Here is a 258-nt window from a genome sequence, read left to right on the forward strand (position 1 = left end):
CATTGTTTACTCTGCCGTTAATAGTCGCGGTACCGGTGGTCGTAGCGCTGGTGTAAGTAGCCGTATACGTGCCGTCACCGTTATCCGTAACAGCATCTATGGTGCCTGACGAAGCCGTTAAGCTCACGACATCCCCGCCAATGAGGACATCATTGCCGTTAACGTCTTTTGCCTGCACCGTTAAAATGGACGTACTCGTGCCATCAGCAACCAACGTGGTCGGGTTTGCGCTAATAACGGATTGTCCCGCATCTGTCG

The 258-nt window shown here is 52.7% G+C and carries 1 protein-coding gene; it reads right to left on the minus strand.

The genetic code is table 11. From position 1 onward, the window contains the following. Positions 1-258, minus strand: a 258-nt coding sequence (locus CXF79_RS17425; protein WP_157825895.1) for an Ig-like domain-containing protein, incomplete at both ends; no start/stop codon positions are given.

It is taken from the genome of Colwellia sp. Bg11-28, from assembly GCF_002836245.1.
In the GTDB taxonomy this organism is placed as follows: Bacteria; Pseudomonadota; Gammaproteobacteria; order Enterobacterales; family Alteromonadaceae; genus Colwellia; species Colwellia psychrerythraea_A.